Source organism: Psychrobacillus sp. NPDC096623 (genome assembly GCF_044762655.1).
Classification (GTDB): domain Bacteria; phylum Bacillota; class Bacilli; order Bacillales_A; family Planococcaceae; genus Psychrobacillus.
Genome location: NZ_JBIWER010000012.1, coordinates 1 through 19,536, shown reverse-complemented (window position 1 = coordinate 19,536; position 19,536 = coordinate 1). Strand labels below are relative to the sequence as shown.

Annotated in this window: 21 protein-coding genes; 6 read left to right on the top strand and 15 right to left on the bottom strand. The window is 33.7% G+C overall.

From position 1 onward, the window contains the following. Positions 1 to 19: 19 nt before the first annotated feature. The 8 genes from ACIQX2_RS19200 to ACIQX2_RS19165 form a co-directional block, all read right to left on the bottom strand. Complete coding sequence (locus tag ACIQX2_RS19200; protein ID WP_402854268.1) at positions 20 to 295, bottom strand: hypothetical protein; 276 nt, start codon at positions 293 to 295, stop codon at positions 20 to 22. Positions 296 to 400: 105 nt separating this feature from the next. Continuing rightward, positions 401 to 1,054, bottom strand: a complete 654-nt coding sequence (locus tag ACIQX2_RS19195) for a hypothetical protein (protein WP_402854266.1) — start codon at positions 1,052 to 1,054, stop codon at positions 401 to 403. A gap of 243 nt (positions 1,055 to 1,297) precedes the next feature. After that, positions 1,298 to 1,927 (bottom strand): hypothetical protein, encoded by a 630-nt coding sequence (locus tag ACIQX2_RS19190; protein ID WP_402854263.1) that lies wholly within the window; start codon positions 1,925 to 1,927, stop codon positions 1,298 to 1,300. Further along, positions 1,920 to 2,426 carry a sigma-70 family RNA polymerase sigma factor gene (locus tag ACIQX2_RS19185; protein ID WP_402854261.1) on the bottom strand — a complete coding sequence of 169 codons (507 nt, stop codon included), beginning with the start codon at positions 2,424 to 2,426 and terminating at the stop codon, positions 1,920 to 1,922. Before ACIQX2_RS19185 ends, ACIQX2_RS19190 begins: the two co-directional genes overlap by 8 nt. A 161-nt stretch (positions 2,427 to 2,587) precedes the next feature. Continuing rightward, entirely contained in the window at positions 2,588 to 2,848 is a 261-nt protein-coding gene (locus ACIQX2_RS19180) for an N-acetylmuramoyl-L-alanine amidase (protein ID WP_402854258.1), read from the bottom strand. Between the two features lie 249 nt (positions 2,849 to 3,097). After that, positions 3,098 to 4,150: a DUF4030 domain-containing protein gene (locus tag ACIQX2_RS19175; RefSeq protein ID WP_402854256.1), complete on the bottom strand. Its 1,053-nt coding sequence runs from the start codon at positions 4,148 to 4,150 to the stop codon at positions 3,098 to 3,100. Continuing rightward, positions 4,131 to 4,652, bottom strand: a complete 522-nt coding sequence (locus ACIQX2_RS19170; RefSeq protein ID WP_402854253.1) for an RNA polymerase sigma factor — start codon at positions 4,650 to 4,652, stop codon at positions 4,131 to 4,133. Before ACIQX2_RS19170 ends, ACIQX2_RS19175 begins: the two co-directional genes overlap by 20 nt. 588 nt (positions 4,653 to 5,240) lie before the next feature. After that, entirely contained in the window at positions 5,241 to 6,104 is an 864-nt protein-coding gene (locus tag ACIQX2_RS19165) for a helix-turn-helix domain-containing protein (RefSeq protein ID WP_402854250.1), read from the bottom strand. Between the two features lie 100 nt (positions 6,105 to 6,204). On the opposite strand from ACIQX2_RS19165, the gene ACIQX2_RS19160 reads away from it, so the two are divergent. After that, positions 6,205 to 6,366 (top strand): hypothetical protein, encoded by a 162-nt coding sequence (locus tag ACIQX2_RS19160; RefSeq protein WP_402854248.1) that lies wholly within the window; start codon positions 6,205 to 6,207, stop codon positions 6,364 to 6,366. 630 nt (positions 6,367 to 6,996) lie between these two features. Here ACIQX2_RS19160 and ACIQX2_RS19155 read toward each other — a convergent pair. The 6 genes from ACIQX2_RS19155 to ACIQX2_RS19130 all read right to left on the bottom strand — a co-directional run bounded on the left by ACIQX2_RS19155 (position 6,997) and on the right by ACIQX2_RS19130 (position 12,252). Beyond that, positions 6,997 to 7,701, bottom strand: a complete 705-nt coding sequence (locus ACIQX2_RS19155; RefSeq protein WP_402854245.1) for a hypothetical protein — start codon at positions 7,699 to 7,701, stop codon at positions 6,997 to 6,999. Positions 7,702 to 8,718: 1,017 nt separating this feature from the next. Continuing rightward, on the bottom strand, positions 8,719 to 9,057 hold the full coding sequence (locus ACIQX2_RS19150) for a hypothetical protein (RefSeq protein ID WP_402854243.1): 339 nt from the start codon (positions 9,055 to 9,057) through the stop codon (positions 8,719 to 8,721). Between the two features lie 266 nt (positions 9,058 to 9,323). Beyond that, complete coding sequence (locus ACIQX2_RS19145; protein ID WP_402854240.1) at positions 9,324 to 10,013, bottom strand: hypothetical protein; 690 nt, start codon at positions 10,011 to 10,013, stop codon at positions 9,324 to 9,326. 865 nt (positions 10,014 to 10,878) lie between these two features. Then, entirely contained in the window at positions 10,879 to 11,607 is a 729-nt protein-coding gene (locus ACIQX2_RS19140; RefSeq protein ID WP_402854237.1) for a Fic family protein, read from the bottom strand. Between the two features lie 167 nt (positions 11,608 to 11,774). Further along, entirely contained in the window at positions 11,775 to 12,032 is a 258-nt protein-coding gene (locus tag ACIQX2_RS19135) for a hypothetical protein (RefSeq protein ID WP_402854234.1), read from the bottom strand. Continuing rightward, a complete protein-coding gene (locus tag ACIQX2_RS19130; protein ID WP_402854231.1) occupies positions 12,022 to 12,252 on the bottom strand; it encodes a hypothetical protein in 231 nt (76 codons plus the stop codon). Before ACIQX2_RS19130 ends, ACIQX2_RS19135 begins: the two co-directional genes overlap by 11 nt. 243 nt (positions 12,253 to 12,495) lie before the next feature. Between ACIQX2_RS19130 and mobQ the strand changes: the two genes are divergently transcribed. The 4 genes from mobQ to ACIQX2_RS19110 are packed head-to-tail and all read left to right on the top strand — an operon-like array spanning position 12,496 to position 18,411. Further along, on the top strand, positions 12,496 to 14,556 hold the full coding sequence (gene mobQ / locus ACIQX2_RS19125) for a MobQ family relaxase (RefSeq protein ID WP_402854229.1): 2,061 nt from the start codon (positions 12,496 to 12,498) through the stop codon (positions 14,554 to 14,556). A gap of 19 nt (positions 14,557 to 14,575) precedes the next feature. Then, the gene (locus tag ACIQX2_RS19120) at positions 14,576 to 16,552 is read left to right on the top strand and encodes a VirD4-like conjugal transfer protein, CD1115 family (RefSeq protein WP_402854226.1); all 1,977 of its coding nucleotides are present in this window, start codon (positions 14,576 to 14,578) and stop codon (positions 16,550 to 16,552) included. A gap of 43 nt (positions 16,553 to 16,595) precedes the next feature. Next, positions 16,596 to 16,820 carry a hypothetical protein gene (locus tag ACIQX2_RS19115; RefSeq protein WP_340780230.1) on the top strand — a complete coding sequence of 75 codons (225 nt, stop codon included), beginning with the start codon at positions 16,596 to 16,598 and terminating at the stop codon, positions 16,818 to 16,820. After that, a complete protein-coding gene (locus ACIQX2_RS19110) occupies positions 16,810 to 18,411 on the top strand; it encodes an ArdC-like ssDNA-binding domain-containing protein (RefSeq protein WP_402854221.1) in 1,602 nt (533 codons plus the stop codon). The genes ACIQX2_RS19115 and ACIQX2_RS19110 overlap by 11 nt, the downstream gene beginning before the upstream one ends. A gap of 330 nt (positions 18,412 to 18,741) precedes the next feature. On the opposite strand, the gene ACIQX2_RS19105 is transcribed toward ACIQX2_RS19110, so the two are convergent. Continuing rightward, positions 18,742 to 19,047, bottom strand: coding sequence for a hypothetical protein (locus ACIQX2_RS19105; protein ID WP_402854218.1), 306 nt, complete (start codon positions 19,045 to 19,047; stop codon positions 18,742 to 18,744). A 270-nt stretch (positions 19,048 to 19,317) separates the two neighbouring features. Between ACIQX2_RS19105 and ACIQX2_RS19100 the strand changes: the two genes are divergently transcribed. Beyond that, positions 19,318 to 19,497, top strand: a complete 180-nt coding sequence (locus ACIQX2_RS19100; protein WP_402854215.1) for a hypothetical protein — start codon at positions 19,318 to 19,320, stop codon at positions 19,495 to 19,497. Positions 19,498 to 19,536 lie beyond the last annotated feature (39 nt).

Genomic DNA, 19,536 nt, shown 5'->3' with positions numbered 1-19,536 from the left:
GTAAGAAGAATAACTCCTTTTATCCTTGCTTTTTTACAAATTGAAGAATTAAAAAGTTAACCCAAGTTACTATTGGAATAGCAAATAACAAGACATAAAGACCCGAATGCCCAAAACCAAATATTTTCGCTTCTGCATCCATACTATATAGAACCCACGTTACTACTGATAAAAACAACAAATTAATTAAAAACGCTGAAAACATGCTAATCCTTTTGTTGTTTTTCTTTTTTATTATCCAAACAGACACCATCGTCGAGATAAGTAAAGAAAGTAAAATTATGATGAAATTCAACTCTATACCTCCCTATATTCTTGTTGAACTAACCTGCTGAATTACTTCAATAAAAAGGCTTTACCCCTTTTTGAAGTAAAGCACCCGTTAGGACTTAAGAAATACTTATCTCATTTTTATAGTAATTTCCGAGGTATCTAATCCCAATCTTTTCTTTAACTCTTCTGTAACAGAGAATGAAATAGTTGTCCCTTTTTCCACATCAACAAATTTGTGATGTACCCCCGTCACCACTGTTCCATCAGTGCTATATGTTTCAGATGGATTAGAGGTAAATTTTAAATGTTCATTATAATTGCCACTGATTTTCCCTTGAATAAAAATGTCATCTGGTAAAACAACATAAGCTGGTTGACTTTGTATCAACGAAATTTCAATTATGTTTTCCTGTAATTCTACTATACCGTTTCTCGGAACAGCTAATCCATTAACTTCTAACTCGTAATCCCATAATTTTTTCGCTAAATCTTCCAATTGAGCTTCACTATAATCACTAATAAGTTCATCAATCAAATTTTTATAATAATCGGCTTCCTCTTTCGTATAGTTTAAATCAGTTTTAATACTAGACAATGTGTCTTGAAGTTCCTCATTCTTCTTTTCTAGTTCCCTTATTTGAATTTCTTTATCTTCAATTAGTTTTTCCGAATCCTTTTTTTCATCTAATTTGCCACTGTTTTCCACTGTTTTATCTATACAACCAGATAACAAAAGAATAATACTTAAAGTTATTAATAATAAAGTCCCTTTTTTCTGCATTTAAATCCCCCTATATTAATCCTACCTTTAGGTTTATTAATTTTTTCTTCTACTAAGCCATTGTTAGTAAATCCTCAACCTATGTCAATAATTCTATTATGTTCGCAATAATCCCTTTAAATTACTTAAACTAACCTACCGATTCAGTTCAATAAGAAAAAAGGCTTTACTCCTCATAAATATCTTGATAAAGATTTGTCAAAAAAAGTCACAAAAAATTGTGTGACTTTGCTAGGGTTAATGTTAATTAGTTAAATAAGACTTTAGTAGATAGCTACCGCTTTTGCCTTCAACAAGCTCAAACTCGTATGATACATTGTTAACACCTAAAATAATGCGTACTTTATCTTCCTCAAAATGGTAACCTCTGTACTCAAAGTTGTTGTAATCAAAATTCTCAATTAATGGTTGCTCATATGTTGATTCACTAAAGGTAAAGGAATTATTCTCTTTATTAAGGTTGACTGAAGGATCAATGACAGATTCCAAGTATTCGTAATCTTTATTTATCATTGCGCTAATTATTCTAAATGACAAGTTTAATGTTTCTCGTAGTCTCTCGTGGTCTATTTCATCCAAACTAGTACTACTTGAACCTTCATTTCCTTGTGTTGGAACTACCAAGTCTACTTCCTTTGGTGAACTAACCACTTGTTTTTCTGTTGTGCTTGAAATCAAATAAAAGACAGTTCCGCCTACTATTACTAAAAACAAAACCATGATTGGTGCAAGTTTTCTAAACATATATATTGCTACCCTTTTTTGTTTTTTAATTCTAATTTTATTTAAAATACGACCTTTTAATTGTTCGTTAAATAGTTTTTCATCACCAATATAATCATCAATACTTTCCTTAAATTTTTTTTCATCCATATTGATCACCTACCTTATCGACCATTTTTTCTTTTAGTTTATCCTTTGCTCTTCGTAATCGTGTTTTCACAGTGTTTGAGGATATCTCTAATATATTTGCTATTTGATTAATACTGTATTCCTTGTAATAGTGAAAAACTATAACTTCCCTGTATTTCAAAGGTAGTGAAAGTATTTCCTCTCCTAATATGTTGTGAACAGTTTTACTTAAAATTTCTGTTTCAACTGAGTTCTCTTGCCTTTTATGGTCATAGTTTTTATCTGAAAAAAGTAAATTTCTAAAGGACCAACTTCTGAAATGATCGTGGCATCGGTTAACTGTCATACGGTATAAGTAAGTTTGATAGCTGGATTCACCTCGAAAATCATCTATTTTTTCATAAGCACGAATAAAAACGTCCTGTACTATATCTTCTGCTACCTGACGATTCTTGACATACGTATAAGCTAACCGCATTAATGACTCACCATAGCTGTCTATCATTTTTTCAAAGTTCAATAGGGACTTCTCCTCTGAATTAAACATATATCACCACCACCTTTTCTTGCTTATATTTTAGACGGAGCCATTAACATTTTAGGTTCAAAATAATAATAAATTTTTATATGTTTAACAAAAAACGGTTAAGGATAATATATCATCCTTAACCGTTTTTTATATTAATTAATAGGAGGTAGTGTTGCTACGAAGTTATTTATACCTGTTGCAATTCCCTCAGCAGCATATTGTCGATAAGTTGAAGATTTAAGCTTTGGTATATCGGTTGCATTATCAATATACAAAAATTCTGGTAATACGGCCCAAGCCTTATTAACTGATGGGTCTACAACGTAAATATTTACGTTTTCTCGTTGACTTGGCGCTTTTCTAACACCTTTTGTTGTCGGGTGACGTAAAGTAGCACTTAAGCGTGAAGCCATCGACTAAAACCCTCCCTGCCCCGTTAGTTCAATTAGAAAAAAACTACCCTTACAGACATCCACTTGTTTAACTAAAGCACCCGTTAGTTTAAGTATAATCCTTCACAAACTCTTTCATATAGTTATTTATCTGATGTGATTGTCCAAAGTATAATACGGAATCGTTTCTTTTCAAATGCGAAATAGAGATAACTCTTAAAACTACTATATTGCCTAACAGCTCCTAATACTAAAGTGTATGGCTTATATCTAGTTTGTTATTTTAACAAATGATTTTTCATTCTTTAACAATAATTGAATCGTATATTTATCACTGTGAATTTGCTCTTTCGTATCTGGTAAAGCTAAATATTCTTGTATTGCCAATTCAATTTGTTGAATAGATTCTTCAGAAGGTGATTTAGCCAAATCCGTTTTAATATAAACATAGGAATGCCCTGCCTTCACTTTATAAGATACCCCTGTCAGCTGATAAGTCGATTTTCCTGCCATCGCATCATATATATCAGATGCTATATATGCCCAACGATTATCTTGTTGACGATGTTCAAAGTTGAAGGTGTTCACTTCAATATCTTTTATATCTAAATCTTGTGATTCTATTTCTTTTTCGATATCCGCAATAATTTGTTTTGACTGTTGAATATGATCAGGCATATCAATTAAAACAATATTGGAAAACCATGTTTCTTTAAGTCCTGCTAATTCATAATCCGCTTCTTTAGCATATCCATATGATGAGAAAACCTCCTTCACAATCTCACGTACCTTGTCATAAATACTGCTTGTATCATCGGCTTGATCATTTGTAGATGCTTCAGTTACTCCTAAAAATTTTAATTCATATTCATCATAACCATTTTCATATAGATAATTATTTATCTTTGGTTCAAGATCATCTGTTGCCTGTTTCAATATAGAACCCTTCAAAATGAGTGAAATTTCAATTGTATAAGGGGATGGTGTTATCCCGACTGAACTCACCGCATATCCTTCCCCTTCCACTAATTTAACCAATTGAGATGTTAAATTAGAGTTTTCCTGATTACTTGAAAAACTAGGAGTAATCGATATAGGTATAATTTTGGAAACAAGACTAGCCATTGTTGTTGAATAGAATGGCGACATGATTAAAATAAGGAAACATACCGTTGTGGCAACCAATGTATACATTTTCAAATTTTGTTTTTTACTTATATGCGTATTCTGCAAAATTTTATTTCTTAATAATCTTTTAGATTTGTCTGTCATCTTTAGCTCTTGTTCTAAATCACTAAATTGTTCATCTAAGAAAGTTTTCATAGGTAAACCCTCCTTCTATCAATTCATTTTTAAGTTCCGCTAAGGCTCTTTTTAAAGTCATTTTCACTTTACTTTCAGACCAGTTTAGAACGAGGGCTGATTCTGCTGTAGAAAATTCTTTTAACTTCCGCAAAATAATCACATGCCTATAAGAAGGTTTTAATTGTTGAAGGGACCTATATAATTGTTCAGTTTGATCATTCATAGCTACGATTTGTTCAGGTATTGGCTTATGGTCTTTCTCTGCCATTGTTAAACCCAAATAATGTTGTAGTGGATGTTTTTTTCGAAAATAGTCTTTTGTCACATTAAAAGCGATAGAGAATAACCACGTTTTCACTGTCGATTTCTGCTCAAATTTCTGTTGATTTTTATAAGCTTTTATAAAAGCCTCCTGTGTTAAATCCTCTGCTGATTGATAGTCTCTCACTATTAAGAGTATGTAGGTTAAAATGGATTCACCATATTCATCAAACCATTTAGTTAATTCATCTTGTTCCAAAACTGTTCACCTCTTTCTATATACTTAGACGTAAATTAAAATGAAAGCGTCACGTTTTATTGATATTTTGAAAATAATTTTTATCCTCTAATCTTATATTTGAATATACAAACAAAAAGAGCATTAATCCATTATTGGATTAATGCCTCTAGCCCACTAAGATATCCAAACTCCAACACCACTTATTAAACTAACCTGCCCCGTTAGTTTAAGTGTAAACCTTCACAAACTTGTTCTTATTTTAACATTAGTATTAATATCCAATTGTGGTGAATTTAATTTAATCAGTTGTAGGGTACGTGTCACCATACCATTTCACTACAAATCAACCTTTACCTTTAACAAAGATTTTAGAAATTACATTTGGACCATTTAAAGTGCAACTAAAAAGTATGGACTAGTACAGCCTGAGTTGAGGTTACCTACAGATTGTAGCTATTTAATAAGTTTAATTATTAGCAAATTCAGTGTATTAATAATGTCATTTCAAAGATATGACTAAATATTAAATATAATAAACCTTACCCAATGCTAGACAGGAGTGAGGTTTATACTTTTATTTAAATTGGTGGTTGATATATAGTTTAATTAAAAATTAGCATGAAGACTTGATAAATCCGTTTTTGCTCTAGTTAAATTTTGTTGATCTTTAGTTAAGGTAAATACGAGAATTGCATTATTAAAAGCTTCTTCTGCATCAGTTAAATTCCCTTCACTTTTCAATAACAGTCCTATCATATGGTACACCTTCCCTAATGAATAGATCAATTGATGGGTTTCTAGATAATGGAGAATTTCATACGATACTGTTAATGCCTTGTCAAAGTAATTTAACTTAAATAAAGAATAAGCATAGTTATATCTGACTCTTGGAAAAAGGGTAAAATCCTCTATTATTCTTTGTTGCTCTATCCTTTCATTAATTGCGATGTATATTTTATGTGCATCCTCCACATTATTAGTGGATAGATATATAAGACCAGTTGAATTCAATATGCTTATATCAAGTTCGGAGCCACAGGATTTCAAACTTACGAGTTCATTCAAGATACTTAATGCATCATGAGCTTTATTCTCTTTCTTATGGAGAAGTATTGCTCTATGCCATTGTATAAACTTCCTAAACTCTTCTTTTAAATAGATGGAGGAAACTCCCTCTAAAACTACATTGCATTTGTCTAACGTTAACTCTAAAGACAAATAATCATTTGTATAAGTAAACTCTCTGCAAAGACTTTTTAATTCCTCTACCACTTCATTTAAAGGAAATAATGCTTTAAATGGGATTTCTAGTTTCAAACAGATATCATTTAATATCTCTAATCTCGGCAGTTGTTTTCCTTGTTCCAGTCTGTATATTGTAGAATCATCACATAGATTTTCCGCCAAAGCTTTAATAGATAGACCTTTGGACTTTCTAAAGTATGCCACTTTTTTCCCTAAACCTTCCATCTTAACACCCCAAATTTAATTTTTTCGCATAACATCCTATATATATTCCTTTTATTGTATCTTATAGTATAAATAAGACATAGACTAAGGGGAGAAAAAAATGAGAAAAAAAAATAGAAAGATAGCGATTACGGTACTTCTAGCACTCGGAATATTTATTAATTTCTCTAGTACCATTCATGCTGAAGTTAATAATTCCTCACCGCTAGGCGCTTTATCAAATAGTGAACCTATTAAAGACCCTATAATTGGAGATCACTAAGACAGGAAAACCTGTTATTGGAATTTTCGGTTAGATTCTAGTAAAAATAATACAATTGAGTTTAGAGAAGAATGGTGACATGTTAGATCACAAAGAGAAGGCTAGGAGCGCTTCTTACTAAACTAAAAAACCTTGCTCTACGTTGAACAGAGCAAGGTTTTTTAATTCACGATGTTATTGTTTAAAAATAAAGTTTAAATAAGCTATAGGATTTATTGATTAAAAAAGATCCTTATTTAGTTTTATTTACACCTACTTCGCATATATTTGTTAAAAAGCAAAGGGTGAAATACATTAATATTAAAGTGATGAAGCAATCATATGATCAGATCTCTCAAGAATACAACTTATTAAAAAGAGACTACGAGCAATTAGTTAGTTGGATTAGGCAAGGAAACTCGCATATAGAATAATAAGAAGTCTCTATTGATTAAAATTTATGCAAAACAAAAAAATTACTCCCTTTAAGTTAAAATAGAGAGTAAGTTAAATTAGCAAGATTATAGTGTAAACAAAAATTAATTGACACTAAATCTGAATTAAATAACTATACTATATAACATAAAAGGAACGACTTGATTTTTCAATCAAGCCATTCCTTTTTGTTGGTGAGTCACATTATTATTTAGATTAATAAGGTTGGTTGCAAGGATCAATAGAATTTTCAACTAGACCTGTAGATTTAATAAATCCAGTATAATTTGAGTATTTATAAAAAGAAGTATTAGAAGCAAGTTTACAAGTACTATAAGTTCTATTTGCATCTATATAATGAGATTTTTTCCAATAAACCGTTGTTAGCTCAAGGCCGGCAAAGGTGGTTGCAATAGTCAATACTATAGAATACCCAGCTGGGACACCTAAAAGTGTTGCGATTACAGCAGCAATTAAAGTAGCTTGGGCATACTTCCACGAGCTATTTCCAGAACTGGTTGTTGTATACTCCCACTTAATAGCCTGAGTACTATATTCAGTAGGTTTAACTGTATCCATTTTTAATTTTTCAGTAATTTCAGAGGTCTTAGTAGCGATCACTTCGCCATTAAGTTGAATCTCGTTACCGACTGCTTCGACTTTATACTTTTCTTCCCCTTCACTATTAAACACGTAGTGAACGAATTCTCCTTCTTCAAGTACTGATTCTATATACTCCACTTCTCCAGTTTCTAAATCTTCTACCATGACTTTACTATAGGAATTGCTAACTTCTAAAGGGGTATATTTCACCTTAGTATTTTCAATTTCCTCGGCTAAAACTTTATTAGAATTAAACGTTAGCGTAGATAAAAATAAGCAACAAATCATAATTACAGTAAATAATTTCCTAGCTTTCATAGTTATCTCTCCTATTCTATTTTGTTATTAATTTCATATTGTTTTTTATTTTTTTGTAAATCTATAATTGCATTCGTTAGAATTAGAACGATGCTAATTACCAAGAATATTTTAAAGAGTATTCTATTATCAATATAAAAATATGACATAACTGCTAGTAATGACAGAGTAAGAGCTAAGAGCATAAGCTTACTCATTTTACCTAATAAACCGCCAAAAATGCCACTCAGTATTGCTGTAGTCATTAATATTCCAATAGTTTTTGAATTTATTGGACTATCGAAACTTACTAAAAACAATGCTATCAAACTAACAATTACACCAAACCATGGAATCACTTTTACTACATTTTTCGATTTAAAAGCCTCCTTTCTTCATGTTCAATCAAAATATTCAATACTCTCTAAATTTAAAGGTTCCTCCTCTATAGTTCCTCCTAATCTATGTCTTATTTAAAATATAAGCTAGGATAAAGGGAATATATATAGGATGTTATGCAAGATTGTGACAATGGGTTTTAAAGTGCAAGGTTGAGGCTTATATATCATTTTAATATTTTGGTTTCTAGTAATGGGGCGGCGGCGAACTTTATTGGACTCACTAGAAGGTTCTGGGATATAAATATTTCGGTTGAAAATTTATTTATAAATGAAGACAAGTTCTTTAATAAAGAGGATTCTGGTGGACGGAATAATACCTCTGATTTAACAACTTGGATGACATCCGAAAATACAGGTTGGGAAGAAAAACTCAAAAAATAATGAACAACAAAAAAAGATCTTCATTATATATGGAGATCCTCTTGTTTCTTCTATGTTCTTCAACTAAAGCACCCTTTAGTTTGACTCCAACGATCACGGTGCATCACAGACTGTCACACTCTATACGAGTAGCACTCATGAGAGATTAATCCTAATCTGGTTATTGCACCAGCCTGCCTTTATTCTTAGAAGAATAGAGTTGGTTCCTGATTTACTCTTTAACCATATTCTAGCTTTCATAGTTATCTCTTTATTCTTATTTGTTTTTAATTTCATATTGCTTTTTATTTTTTTGCAAGTCCATAATTGCATTCGTTAGAATTAGAACTATGCTAATTAGCAAAAATATTTTAAAGAGTATTCTATCATCAATATAAAAATATGACATAACTGCTAAAAATGACATAATAAGAGCTACGAGCGAAAGCTTACTTATTTTACCTAATAAACCACCAAAAATGCCACTAAGTATTGCTATAGTCATTAATATTCCGATAGTTTTTGTATTAACTGGACTACCGAAGTTTACTAATAACAACGCTATCATACTAACAATTACACCAAACCATTGAATTACTTTTACTACAGTTTTCAATTTAAAAGCCTCCTTCCTTCATGTTCAACCAAAATACTAATCTCCGATTAGTTCATTAGGTTCATTGTGCAGTCCTAACAACTGACTTTGAAGCAAACCACTAAGAAATTCTTCAGCTCTTTTTAATTTCATAAATTCACTACTATCATACTCAGAAAAAATAATAGTAGTCCTCTTTTTGCTTGTTCCAAAAAGTCCTTCATAACCATACGTTCAGTTTTTTAAAAATTTTGGTCTTATCTACGTTGTATTTCTATTCGTTAAAATTAATCTTTTATATCCTCAACGTAACTCTTTACAAATTCTCTAATAAAACTATCCCGTTTCAAGAGGTCTTCTTCTTTACGAAAAAAACCTACTCTTCTTACTCTTTGCTCCAGGGGTAATTTACTCCATTCAGCAATTGCTTTTTCTTCAATCTCATAGCGCTTTCGAATGGATGTAATCATAAAATCGGTCTTTTCGGCTCTTACCTCTTGTGCCGTTTTGGGAACTGGCAGCCTATTCAATACTTGTTGCTCTAATTCTTTTTGTTTTTTATCTAACTCTAGAATTAATCTTTCTTCCATTTCTTTTTGCATTTTTTCTAATTGCAGACTCATTTCTCGCATCACTAGTGTCTCACTGATTTCTGGTGACTCAACAAAATCTCCCGTCGGAAAAGACCTTACCTCTATATGATCTGCGAGCACATTAAAAATGGCGTCTAAACTCCATTTTTGAGTCCTCTTATTTAAAATAAATATGGCAATTGCTAAGTCCAATTCATCGTAAATCTTCTTATTCGTTTCTGCAGTTCTTTGAATGTAATGAATGCTTTTGCTTTCGAGTTCTTTAAACCATTTATCTACTGTATTGTAATGAACGGACTCTTTAACAGTCGTTTCTTCTTCGTATTTGTTCTGTATTTCCTCAGTGAAATCACGTATTTGCCAAACTGCCTCTTTTAACTCCATCTACAAACCTCCTACATTTATAATAAGAATGCTTCACATGTGGCTAGTTCCTCATTAATGAACTAACTGTAATGAACCAACGTACAACTACATACTCACACTTTATTGCACTAATGAATCTCTAACCACTTGTTGAACACTAAAATATTTATTTGCTTGTTCACTAGTGAACCACTATCCATCTGTAGACAACAAATACTGAACATCAAAATAAAATTAATCAGCTTATAAGAGATCCAACACCCAGATGTATTCATATTATTGAGACTAGTGATTCACTAGCTACCAGTGAATCATCACCAATTTTTGTTTTCGAACACCTGTGAATCATTGACCACTTGTAATTCATCAAAGGTTATGGGATTATAAATCACTAGTGAATCCCTAACCACTTATAGAGCACAACAAGATTTATTCAAAGCATCACTAGTGGGGCATTCGCCACTGATTGATCACAAATATCAAACTAATAAAATTAAATAGCGTAAGCTTATAATATCTGTATTTGGTTTTATCAACACTTGTGATTCACTACTCACCGATGAATCATCGTAATTCTCTTATTAATGATCCCTAGTGGAGCATTGACCACATATATACCACAATTGTTATGGAATTATGAATTACTAATGATTCCCTAACAACCAGTGAATCACCGTCCTTTTTAAAATCTCACTAAATAATTCTAATTCGACAAACTAATAAAATTCCCTTTAATTTCTGGAGAAGATTACTTATAAATTTTTAAAATATACTACATTTAAAAACAGAAAAACCTTACAACATTTAAATAATGTAGTAAGGCACTGTAAAGGGGTATTGAATATTAAATTTTATTTAGGCAATAACTTTTTGCGCCAACCTTCTAAAGAACACTCAACCAAAGATCCAAGCTTTCATTAACTGAGATTTGCACTAACTGAATAAATGATTCATCTTCACCTGTTGTATGAGCATGATCCAACGCATCATAATAAGCTGCACGATCAGTTGCTTTGATAACGGCAGGGGGGAAGCCAGCTTTCATCAGTTCATAGTTCATCAGTAGGCGAGAAGTACGTCCGTTACCATCTACAAAAGGGTGAATCTTTACAAACTCCGCATGGACCTTTGCTGCCCGTTCAACGGGGTGCAAAGTAGACCATTCATTTTCTACCGTTTCCACAAAACGTTCCATTAGCTCTGGAACAACTATATGGTCAGGCGGACGATGAGAGGCACCCCCGATCAAGACATTTTCTTTCCGGTACACACCAGCATTTTCATCTTGTATTCCTTTTAAGACGAGCCGGTGAATCGATTTTATTGTCCATTCATTGAGCTTTTCATCTTTTTGAACTACTTCTTCTAAGAAATCAATGGCATCTCGGTGATTAATGACTTCTAGATGTTCACGCATCGTTTTTCCACCAATAGTCATTCCTTCTAAAACCACTTTTGTTTCGGAAATGGTTAATGTATTTCCTTCTATGGCATTTGAATTGTAGGTCCAGTCAATCAACACATGATTTAATAAGGACTTTACTGAATGGACAGGTAAAGGACGAGCCTGATCTAATTTCTTTTTCTTTATGTCGATTTCTTGAAAGTCCATGAACATTCATCCTCCTAATCATTCAGTATACTCACTTTATAGGTTCCTTTATCTTAAAAAAGCTATGATTCATTTTACCATTTACAGCAAGAAAGAGTTGTTTTATTAAGGATATTCTTCCTCTAATTTATGAATTTCAACCCTTACCAACACTTCGCTACATCTTTTTAACTTCGTACTTTATTTTTCTTCACAAAATCGGAAAATGTCTGAAAAACTTTTTCTCTTTGTTCGATGGTAAAATCCTCTATTCCAAAATACTTCTCTGCAAGGGCTCCGGTTTCAATCAAGCGTTTTGTCCGCGCTTTTCTTTTCTCCCAGCTTAGTTTCCTTCTAGTTTCTGTCTCCAGTTGTTTCTTCTTTTGCTGCAGCTGATTTATCCTTTCTTTTAAGTCTTTTGATTCTTCCAGCGGATCATATTTCATTCGCACTCACTTCCTCAGAAGCTACACTTTTCATGCCATTTACTTGGGGAGCCATTTTTTGTATCCATTTGATAGCTTCTTCTTCTGACTCTACATTCCATAACTTTAATACTTCACGCCCAATGGAAATGTGCATTTGCTCCTCGATCTTTTTTTGTCTTTCTTTTAGCTTCTCAATTTGTTGCTCGATGGTTAGAATCTTCTCTATTTTGTTCGTCATGTTTTTCACTCCTTTTTAACTTATTCATTTATATTTTAACATATAGGATAAAAATAATCACATTATTCTATAAACTTATGGTACAATGAGTCCGAGTACTGAAAGACGAGTGCCCATTTATACACCACTAAAAGTGGTGGCATGGGTTCTGTCCGAGGACAGAAAAAATAATGGTCGCCTTCGGATGTTAAAAGAAAAGTAAAAAAAGCGAAAAGAGAAGAAAGAAGAAAGGAGGGACTTAAGATGAGTTATTACATGCTTCGAGCCAATGTCATTAGTAAAAAGACACAATCAGTAGTAGCAAGTGCCAGCTATCGTAGTGGAGACGCATTATATTCAGAACGGGATGAGGAAGTGAAAAACTTTCGAACTCGTGGAGTGGCACCAGAAGCATTTATCTTAAGTCCCGACCATGCACCAGAGTGGACGAAAGAACGAGAAAAACTGTGGAATGAAGTAGAAAGAAAAGAAAAAGCCTGGAACGCTCAACTAGCTAGAGAGATTTTAATTGCTTTACCACGAGAACTAAAACACGATCAACAAAGTGAGTTGGTTCAGAAATTTGTTCAATCCACTTTTGTTGACGCGGGGATGGTTGCGGACGTAGCTATTCACCGAGACAAAGAACACAACCCACATGCCCATATTTTACTTACCGTTCGTCCGTTCAATGAAGATGGCTCTTGGGGTGAAAAGAAGAGAAGAGAGTACGAAAGAGATGAACGTGGAGATATAAAACGAACAGAAGATGGGAAAAAGGTTTTTCAAACCGTGTCGACAACCGATTGGAATAACCGGGACACATTAGTAAGATGGCGACTTGCTTATGCGGATATTATAAACGATACGTTTCTTGAAAGTAACATCGATCAACGTGTTTCTGCAATGTCTTTTGAAGATCAGGGACTAGAGAAAATTGCGGAAGTCAGGCTAGATCGAAACGAATACCAGTTTGTGAAACGATTAGAAGCCAGCGGGAAAGAAGCGAATACTTTTTATCATCAGCTAAACAAACAAATTAGGAATACAAATGAACAAATCTCTAAACTAAATTCGAAAATAGTGTCACTTGCTGCACACCAATCTACTCCATCGGTGGAGAAAATTCTTCATGAAGAAACCAGCCTGGTGATGAGCCAACTTGAACCTGAATATCAAAAAAGCATTCATTTCTTGAAAGGTCGTCTGAAGCAAGAATTAACCTTCCGTAATGTACGAAACCACTTAGAAGGATTATACCGTTGGAAAGAGAGAACAACCGAATCAAATGAAGCGAAATTGACTGTTACTCATTCATTGCTAGATGCTGTAAACAAAGCTTATCATGCACAAGATAAAGGTTTCCTTATGTCTCAAGGTTTTACAATAAAGGGGTTTTACGAACAATTTATACCTAGATTAGAAGCTTATGAAGGGGCAGAAAATGATCAGAAAAAATTAATGAAAACTCAAGATATATTAATAAATCATTCTGAGAGAGTTTACAACACTTACGCCCTTATCACACATCGCACCTTAAATCAGCTTTACCCAGATATAGAAGAGGAATATAAATGGAATGACCGAGTTCTTCTTAAAAAACAAGAGATACTTGATTCGCTAATAGAAAATAGAGGAGAACAAATAACCTATCCAGAAGAGTTAGAAGAGGTGCTATCTCTTGCCGAAATTGATCAGCTTCTAAGTAAGTGTGATTCCATAAGTGAATCCATTCGAATTCAATCTTTAACAAGGAATAAGTTGGGTATAGAGAAAGATGCACTTATAAAAAACAGAGGTGAACCGGACCAGGTTTATCAACTTTCCATCAAGCTCAATACGATGGTCCAGCTCTTAAACCAATCGACCCGAAAGGCTAAGCTAATAGACGTTCAATTAGGGCAGTTAATAAGTAGTAGATTTGCGGATGAAAGAGAATCTTTATTAACCAAATTAGAAGGGGTGCCACTACAAGTAAAAGCAGATATTCTAAGGCATTATAAAGTGGAGTTGAGTAGAGGGTTTAGTCCTTCGTTAAGATCCTGTATTTTATTTGCTAAAGAACGTGAAAACGATCGAAGTTTTAGGTATCAAACATTTGAGAAAAACGAAACAAGTAGCTTTTTTATGCGACTGTCTAACGTACAAAAAGATATTTCTCATTTCGTGGGGGGACGAGCATCGGTTGAGTTGATTAACCAACTTATCCAACAATCAAGAGCGGTTCATTCATCCAAACTAGAAGAACAAACATCGTCAAGAATACGAAGGAAAACAAAAGATAAACGAATCCGTCAGCAGTTAGATTTGGAAGTAGATTTATAAAAAGGGGGGAGGAAAACAAATGGCCAAACGAAAATTTCGAAAGGATGCAGGAATAAAGATAGCAGTTACATTTTTATTAACGCTCCTTATCGGGTATGTTCTTTCCGGTCTGTTCACGTTCTTAATGTTGAAAGGTAGTTTGAATAGCCGGTTACTCGATGTGACAGGGACATTTGATTATGTGATGAATGATGCGGATAACCAAACAAAAATACTAATCATTCTATTAATGGGCGTGTTCTTCTTCTGGTTCCTTTCCAAAATGAACCTTATGGAAAAATCGTATGAGGATGCACATGATTACGGGGTACATGGTTCATCTAGATTCACTCGGCCTCACGAGGTAATGAATGGCAAACAGCTATCCAAACGAAATAAATACAGTAAATCCAATCCGGCTAAAACATTTGAAACGCTAGAAAATGGATTAATCGTCGGGAAAGTACCTGACAAGAAGCAAGTCCTGATAATTCCACGCACGACTACTATTGATAATCGAAATGTATATGTCGTTGGTTCTAGTGGTAGTGGAAAAGGACAATCGTATGTTATTCCAAACCTATTAAATAATAGAGAAGAAACGATTATTGTAACGGATCCAAAAGGAGAACTCTTTCATGAAACTGCAAAAATCAAGCGTGAACAAGGCTATCAGGTCTACCAAGTAGACTTTATTAACTTTAATCAAGATCGCTATAACCTATTAGATTACGTCTTAGATGATCAAGATGCTCAAAGTGTCTCCGTTACAATTGCAAAGAATTCCACAAAAGATAGTAAAGAAGACTTCTTTATGGAACGTGCACAAAAGATGCTCGCCGGCTTAATTGTCTACTGTAAAACAGAAATACCAAATGCCAGTATGAAAGATGTGATCGATACTTTTAACGAGAAAGTTGCACCTGACGAAGATGAATTCCGGGAATGGGTAGAAGATGAGTTAACACAACAACATCCAGCCTATCAACTGTTAAAAGGGTTAACGACCCTAGGAGGCAACACAAGAGCAAGTGTTACATCATCGTTCGCATCACAGGTAAGTATCTTTACACTAAACAAAATCAGCTTGATGACCAGAGCTTGTGATTTTAACTTCCGAGAATTCCAGGAACGAAAAAGTATACTGTATGTCAAATTACCAATGGATGATAATCCATTTATGGCACTGACTTCGGTATTTTTTGACCAACTGATCTCGCAGTTTTACAAGATGGCCGATGAAAATCATGGAAAACTCAAAATACCAACGATTTTCTTGTTAGATGAGTTTGCCAATATCGGCAAAATAGAAAAATATGGTCGTGTGCTTGCCACCTGTCGGGGCTTAGGTCTATCCATGAACACCATCGTCCAGGATAACGGACAAATAGAAGCCATGTATGGAAAAGAGCTAGCTCGCTCTATTTTATCGAATCACGACACTCTCTTATATTTACGAAGTAAAGACATGGAGACAATTAGATATTTCTCTCAGCTTGCAGGGGAGACAACGGCAAAAATTCAAACAGGCAGCACCAGTCAAAGTGGAGGGTTCATGAGTGGGAAATCGAGTGCAAGTTCTAGTCAGTCTGAACAATATGTGAAGAGACCATTAATTCCGGAAGGGGACTTATCAAACATTCCAAAAGATACTAGCTATCTTTTTGTTAGTGGCATGTTCCCAATGAAACTTGAAAAAGCTTGGCAATCTGAAGTTTTTGGAGATTATGTAGCGCAGTTTAGTAAGCAAGAACCTATTTCTACGACTAATAGAATAGTAGACTCACAAACTGCAGCCACATTAGCAAAAGAATCTTTGGAATCCAAACCTTCTACTGGTTCTCATACAATTGCTCAAGTAATTGAAGAAGAGTGGGATCAAGCCGAACACTTAGGGCTTGATTTTGATGAAGCTAATTTGGAAGTCAATTACACGGAGGAAGAAAAAAGCCTAGAAGATGAAGATATTCAAAAACGATTAAAAGAGAAGGAAGTCACTATTCAAAACTTTTTCTAACGCTATCCAATCGGGGAGAAAAATCATTAAGGGAGTGAACTGGATGTATCTGACCATAAGTGAAATTCTCGGAACAGATAAACGGATACTTAGTTTTTATGATCCTGTGCCCTTTGAGGCACTTACATATGAGGGTCTGCTTGATTTAGAGGAAAACATCGCAGATTACACGGTAACTTGTTACACACCAGTTCGAGTGGAAGGTAGTTTATCGCCTTTATATGAGGCATGGTATGTACGGAAGGACGTGATTGAATATGTCGAGTAAAGTTGATTTGACTGCTGTTTCCAAACGGTTAGAACAGAACTTAGAAGATTTATTCAAAAACGACCGTTTTCAGGATTTGTTGAATGTCATGGCTTCTGGACATCATTATTCATTTCATAATAGCTTACTTATCGCATCACAAAAACCAGAAGCAACCATGATTAGAGGATTTAAACAATGGCAGGAACTTGGTCGTCAAGTGAATAAAGGGGAAAAGAGCATTGAAATTCTAGTTCCCACATTCCAAAAAGAAATCGAACAAAAAGTAGATGCAAAGACTGGTGATATTTTAAAAGATGAACATGGCGATGCTCAAATAGAAGTAAAAGAAACGATCAGTGGCTATGTATTTGGCAAAGTGTTTGATGTATCTCAGACGAGTGGGAGAGAGCTGCCTAACGTTCGAGATTTTGTACAGAACGATTTACAATCAGAAGAATCACTAAGTGAATTGTATGAGCGTTTTGTAGAACAAGTGAATACAGATCAGGTGAATCCTTTATCCATCATAGAAAAAAATCATGAAAACGAGTCCTACGGTGGTTTTTATGAACGAAAAACGGATAAAATCGTCATTAATATAGCCGTTTCCCAAACAATGGACGCGAAGTTTAGAGTAGTTATCCATGAATATGCACACGGTTTACTCCATAATAAATCGAATGATATGCATCAGTTCCCACAAGGACATAAAGAAGCGCAAGCAGAATCAGCAGCTTATATAGTATCTAAATACTACGGGTTAGACACTAACCTAACGTCTACAGGCTATATAGCTACATGGGCACAGGATTTGAACTTAGCAAAACAAGCAATTCGAGAAGTGCAACAAGTGTCCAGTCAGATGATTGAACAAATCAACTCATTACAAAGTGAAAAAATCAAAGAGTTTTATAAATCCATCGATCCTTCCAAAGTAAAATCGGAACTGGAAGAGAAATTAAATGTAAATTTCAAAGATACTCCTACATTGCAGTTGGTTGATCTGAAGAATGGCCTGGTACTATTTGCGAAAGTGGAAGAAAGTACTCGGGACAACCATTTCATCTTACGTACGAACACCAATAGATTGGTACCTTTAAGTGACTTAGAGAGTAGATACCATGTGATCAATGTATTGGAGAACAAGAATGAGATTGGTAAAGAGTTCAAGAAGGTCGAAGATTTCATGAAAATCACCAAAATAGAAGATGGTAAGTATGTTGTGACACTAGAAGGTGGAAAAACAACAGAAAGAACATTTATGAAGAAGTTAGAGGGGCAAAAGTTCGTACAGAAAACAGCAATTGCTCAGTCACTCAACACCGACCGATTCTTGTCAGTGACCAATGCAAAAGAAACGGGTTATTTACATCAAAAGAATGAAAAGCTCTTAAATGAGCGTGTAGGTAGGTACGTTAAAGAAAAAAATAGAAAAGCTGACCACCAACACAACGTCACACTTGGCTGGCATTTGATAAAAAATCCATTATTACAATCAAAAGAATCACTGGAAAAAAATATTAATTCACTCAATCCACATAATAGCCAAACCAAAGATTTAAAAGAGGCAGTTTCCACGAAAGGTAAAGAAAAAGAATTAGAAAAATAAGAGAAGGTGATAGGGTTTTTAACCTTATCACCTTTTCCTAATTAGAGTTTTTCTCCATTCAACAAGACTGCTAGTTTTCTGATATTATTAACTCCTCCACATTAATCGAGTTGAAGAAAATATCACCAATTTGCATTACTCCCAAGCTGGTTATTTTAGGTTCTCTAGCACTCTGTACCTCTACCCAGTACGATGGTTGTAACTGTTTATTAATTAGTAATTTTATGTTGTATTTTTTCAAACATTTCACCTCTGTTAATACATGTAATACTATATCCGAATTTATTAGAATAAAGTTTACCATTTTCTATGTATTGGTTTACTTTTATATTAAACGCTTTCTAAGGAATTCATTGCAAGTATTAAATCTAGTGCAGACATATGAGGAAAGCTTTTCACAAATTCTAATGCTGAATGTAAAGTAAGGAAACTAAACGCTTCTAGTTCTTTCTCGATTTCATAAATATCAGTTTCGTTATTATTTCTCATCAAATATATTCTAATAGTGGGTAAACCCCCATTTCCATGCGTATGCTCACCTAAAATCATAACCCCTAGCCCCTCAATTAAAGGGCTTGCAACTGTAAAGATTACCTCCATATGTTCTAATTCAGTTGGCATAAATATATTTTCCATAATTATAATTCACCCCCTTTTTATACATATTCAACCAAAAAGGTCTTTCTCCTTCTTTTAAGATTAAAGGATAAGGTTGATTAATCATAAATGAATGTGGAGATTAGGTTTCTCTATATATTTGCAATTGGCTAATAATGCTAAAATAAATATAAGATTGTGAAAGTGTTCACTTAAACTAACGGGGCAGTTTAGTTGAAGAAGAAAATCCTTTAAAAAGATTGTAGGTTTTAAAAGTTCTAATATACTGTAAATAAAGGAGAGATAAATATGATTTGGTTAATAGTTCTTATTATTCTTTTTGTTATTATCACCTTTGCTTTATTAGTTGACAGAAGAAATAAGAAAATTAATAACAATAATCAGAATCCAATTAATTCAAATGCAAAACCAGGAGAAAGTTCTAACATCTATATGATGGGAGATAATAGACATAAAAGTGGAGAATAACTCGCTTAATTTACCGAGTTTGTGAAGTGGGGGACTTAA